The 4,862-nt window shown below is 38.6% G+C and carries 4 protein-coding genes; 1 reads left to right on the forward strand and 3 read right to left on the reverse strand.

The annotated features are described in order from the left end of the window. Positions 1–98: 98 nt before the first annotated feature. Both H9631_RS21880 and H9631_RS21885 read right to left on the reverse strand, forming a co-directional pair. Entirely contained in the window at positions 99–788 is a 690-nt protein-coding gene (locus tag H9631_RS21880; RefSeq protein ID WP_191816535.1) for a response regulator transcription factor, read from the reverse strand. Then, complete coding sequence (locus tag H9631_RS21885) at positions 778–2,148, reverse strand: HAMP domain-containing sensor histidine kinase (protein ID WP_191816537.1); 1,371 nt, start codon at positions 2,146–2,148, stop codon at positions 778–780. Before H9631_RS21885 ends, H9631_RS21880 begins: the two co-directional genes overlap by 11 nt. Before the next feature lie 265 nt (positions 2,149–2,413). On the opposite strand from H9631_RS21885, the gene H9631_RS21890 reads away from it, so the two are divergent. Then, entirely contained in the window at positions 2,414–2,935 is a 522-nt protein-coding gene (locus tag H9631_RS21890) for a VanZ family protein (RefSeq protein ID WP_191816539.1), read from the forward strand. 343 nt (positions 2,936–3,278) lie between these two features. Here H9631_RS21890 and H9631_RS21895 read toward each other — a convergent pair whose 3' ends face one another. Further along, complete coding sequence (locus H9631_RS21895; protein WP_191816540.1) at positions 3,279–4,754, reverse strand: aldehyde dehydrogenase family protein; 1,476 nt, start codon at positions 4,752–4,754, stop codon at positions 3,279–3,281. Positions 4,755–4,862: the final 108 nt, after the last annotated feature.

Consider the following 4,862-nt stretch of genomic DNA (forward strand, 5'->3'; position numbering starts at 1 on the left):
GCTTTGCTTTTTTTAGCGTTTTTCAGGAAGGTATACTTACAGAATATTAAAACATCGTTTATGCAACGCTAGTGATGAAAGTTATTCTTTTTATTAGGTTAATCATTTTCCCATTTATAGCCAATCCCCCAAACGGTAGTAAGATGCTCGTCTATCGGAAAGCCGGCATTTCTTAATTTGTCGCGGATATTCCGAATATGGGAATCAATGGTCCTATCTTCCGTTCCAGCCTCAAGCCCCCAAATAATGGTGAGTAACTGCTCCCTTGTGAAGACTCGCCTTGGATGCTTTAATAACAAGCCCACTAAGGAAAACTCTTTAGGAGTTACTTGAATGACTTTGTCCCGGTAGCTAAGTGAGTATGAATCTTCATTCCATGTCAGACCTTTAAAGCGGATCGTTTTGTCTTCTTCAGGTTTAGCACGTCTAAAGATGGCTTCTATTCGTGCAAGCAGCTCACCCGAATCAAAAGGCTTTGTTATATAATCATCAGCCCCGGTATTTAACCCTTTGACAATATCAGATTTATCAGTTCTGGCTGTCAGCATGATGATAGGAACATCGGAAAATTCTCTCATTCTATTACAAGTTTCCCACCCATCCATTTCAGGCATCATTACATCAAGTACGACTAAGTCGCACAAATGCTTTGATAAATAGTGTATTGCTTTGACACCAGATGATACAGAAATACATTCATAACCCGCTGGAGACAAATATAGCGAAATCAGGTTTCGCATCCGATCTTCATCATCTACAATTATATTTTTCGCATATTTATGACTCATCCCTCACAATAATGGTAAAAGTACTCCCTTGATTGATTTTACTGGAAACCTCAATATCCCAGTGATGGGCATCAATTAATTCTTTTACTATGGCTAATCCAAGGCCCGTACCTCCTAATTCCCTTGAGCGTGACTTATCGACCCGGTAAAACCGTTCAAAGATGAGCGGAATATCGCTACTCGGAATCCCTTTTCCTTGATCTTGGATTGAGATGATTATCCCCGTATTTCTTTTAGCAACCTCTACGGTCGTAATGGTTCCCTTTGGAGAGTATTTTCTAGCGTTCTCTAATAAGTTAACAATAATTTGCTCGAATCGAACAGGATCTGCAAGGATTTGAATGTTTTCAGGACAAACGATAAGTAATGTAATCTCTGCTTGCTTGAAAGAGGGCAAGAGCTTTTGCGAGACTTTTTGTAATGAGTCATAGACACTAAAGACCTCTTTTTGAATGGTAAAAGTGTTATTATCAAGTTGTGCAAGCTCCAGCAATTCGGTAACAAGTGTCGTCAATTTGGTCGTTTCTTCTGTAATGATTTTTAAATAACTCAAACGTTCGTCCATTCCTAGATGACCTCTTTTGGCGACCTCCGCATACCCCTTGATATAGGTCAACGGTGTTCTCAATTCATGTGAAATGCTTGCCAAAAACTCATTTCTCTCTGTCTTCAAATGATTTAGTTCACTTGATAAAAGCTGTATAGACTTAGCAAGCTCCCCCAGCTCATCGTTGCTATTATTTTCAAGTTGAATTGAAAAATTTCCTTGACTAAGCTTTTTGGTTGCTTCCTTCATTTTTATAAGCGGTTTTGCGATAATCCTCGACAGAATTAAAATAATAATCGCTGTTACAAAAGCGGTTGCAATACCAGCAATGAGGAAATGTCTATTTAACTGTTTCATTAATTGTTTTATTTGGCCCGTATCCTGAAACATATATAAATACCCCTTATTAGCACCTGCTGTAAAAGGAGTAACGGTTGCAATATATGCTCCTGATTTCCAGTTGTCATCAATGACTTTTCCGTTTCTTGAAATATCTTTTTTGGCTAGATTTAGTACATTTTGGATTTGGTGGTTCATTTCTGCAGAAGAAATGATCACTTCTCCCTGTTCGTTTATAATCACTACCTCTGTATCAGACTTCACTTCCATTAAAGCAATATGGCTAATTGTCTCTTGATTGTAGTATGTTTCCAATACATCGCGATGGTTATTTCCCCTAGTGACTAATGCAGAGAGCTGTTCATCAATTCTTGAGTGAGCAATTTTCTGATGCAATAAAAAAAATAAGCATACTTCCATTGAAAAAATCAAACAGAAGAAGAGAAGACCTATTTTTACCGAGATTTTCCTCAAACGAGACACCACCCAATGCTATTCTACAAATAGAATATCGAGAATTTATGCAGAGAGAAAGGCAAGGAATGTTTAAAAATTTAAGCTCCTATCATCATGATCTACTATGCTGGAAGGTGATATGCTCTTTTTTTGTGTAGTGATCTTCCCCTATGTTAGCGTCTATAAAAGTAACAGGTAAAGATGACAACCTCATTTGCAATTGAAAATAAGCAAGGTTCTTCCATTGTGAATGATAGAATAATAATGTAAAGAGTGATAAGTCGTGACAGAAGAGTTAAAAAGACGCCAAAAGTTAGTTACTATAAGTCTATTAATTATATATTTAGTTGTATTAACATGGATTATATTATTCAAAATGACTTTTTCATTTGAAGAGCTGCCTCACTTAAGAAAAATAAACCTCGTCCCTTTTGCTGGTTCAGTCATCATTAATCAGCAAATAGATCTTGACGAGATTATCAATAATATACTTATCTTTATTCCATTTGGAATCTACATGGGCATGCTGAAACCAGATTGGAGATTAATAAAAAATATAGCACCAATAGCAAGCATAAGCTTGTTATTTGAAGTCACCCAATACATATTTGCTATTGGGGCTACTGACATTACCGATTTTTCAGGAAATACATTGGGCGGGATTATCGGCATTTCAGCTTACTTCGTTCTCTGCAAATTATTCAAAACTGAAGCAAGGACAAATAGAATTCTAAATTTATTAGCTATAATTGGTACAGTTGGAGTTATAGCATTAATGGGATTATTGATCTTGTCTAACAGATAAAAAGAATCATGTCACTTGAATGAATTCATATAAAAAAATTTGGATTTATCATAATGGGTTTGGTTACATATTATCCATCAAAAGAGGCAGATAAAGATGAGTAGATTAAATGGTAAAGTTGCACAGGACGATGCAAAAGATGCTATTCAAGAATTTACGAAGTTTATTCCAAATCAAAGAATGTCCAAACCAGAGGAAGTAACATAATCTCGTTTTATTCCTTGGCCCTGACGAATCTAGCTACTCTGTTCTGAATTCGTTGTGGATGGAGAATTTACTGCCCAATAAAGAATATTGAAAGTAAAAAACTCAACAATGCACCTTAGCACTGTTGAGTTTTTTATCATTTTTTGAACCAGCCTGTTGTCCCTACATTCATATTACTATTGATCTGCTTAATCTCTTGGAAGTCTTCCAATCCATATGTTCCGAGGCTACGCCCTATACCGCTCTGTTTATAGCCGCCCCACGGCGCTTCGACAAACGTCGGATGATAGGTATTAATCCAGGTGATACCTGCACGAAGTTTTTTGATGACGCGCAAAGCACGAGCTCCATCATTCGTAAAGACACCGCCTGCCAATCCAAAATCAACATCATTGGCTAATTCAATAGCTTCTTTTTCATCTTTAAACTTTTGGATAGTGACGACAGGACCAAAGATCTCCTCTTGTACGATTTGCATCTCCTGCTTTACATCTGTGAAAACAGTCGGCTCAATGAAGAAGCCTTTGTCCAATCCCCTATCCATGATCCGATTACCACCAGTTCTGAGAACAGCGCCCTCTTCTTGGCCAATTTTAACATAGTTCAAAATTTGATTCATTTGTTTCTCGCTGGCGATAGCCCCCATTTCCATCCCCTCTTCATTTCCTGGACCAACTTTTATCTTGTTGGCACGTTCAACAAATCGCTCGACGAAATCATCATATATTCCTTCTTGAACAAGGATACGGCTTCCAGCTGCACATATTTGACCAGCCCCAAAAAAGATGCCGAACAAAGCCTGATCAACCGCAATTTCCAAGTCAACATCATCAAAAATGATGTTGGGAGATTTTCCTCCTAGTTCTAGGGAAGTCTTCTTCAAGTTCCCGGACGCAGCCTGCATGATTTTCCTTCCGGTCAGTGTGCTTCCTGTGAAGGATACAACATCCACTTTATGGCTTTCTGCTATTTCTTGACCGATAACTCCTCCCGCACCAAGAACGAGATTAGCAACTCCCGCCGGAATTCCAATCTGTTCCATGATTTCAAACAACTTTATCGCTGTGATAGGCGTGATTTCAGCAGGTTTGAATACAATCGTATTCCCGGCTGCGAGGGCAGGAGCTACTTTCCAGACGCCCATCAGCAGAGGAAAATTCCATGGGACAATAAGTCCTGCGACACCAACAGGTTCACGAACGACCATCGACTGAATATCAGGATCCGGAACATCGTATGTTTCACCAGCAGGTTTCGTAATTAATCCTGCATAGTACCGGAAACAAGTTGCCGAATCTTGAATATCAAATTCCGCTTCAGCTCTCGTCTTTCCGTTATTCATTACTTCTAAATCAACCAATTCATCAAATTGTTCTTCCAGTTTATCAGCTATTTTATATAAGTACTTTGCTCGCTCTGCAGCTGGCAGGTCTGACCAAATTCCGCTATCAAAAGCAGTTCTGGCAGCCTGAATTGCTGCTTTTGCATCCTCCAGAGTTCCTTCCGCAGCCTGGGCAATTACTTCTCCATTGGCTGGATTGATAATATCACGTACAGCTTGGTTGCTTGAATTTCTCCACTCACCATTTATAAACATTTTCAAATTGATCAAGTTGTTTCCTCCCTTTTATCTATTCTCTTGTTGCCGTCTTTTCTTTAATGCGATCAATGTGATCATTTCGTACATAACCGCTGATGCAAGTACCGCAGTGATTTCGTT

This window comes from Bacillus norwichensis (assembly GCF_014836955.1).
In the GTDB taxonomy this organism is placed as follows: Bacteria; Bacillota; Bacilli; order Bacillales; family Bacillaceae_C; genus Siminovitchia; species Siminovitchia norwichensis.

Bases quoted from the DNA above. Each gene is read 5' to 3' on its own strand.
- H9631_RS21880 (WP_191816535.1), bottom strand. From the start codon at position 788: ATGAGTCATAAATATGCGAAAAATATAATTGTAGATGATGAAGATCGG.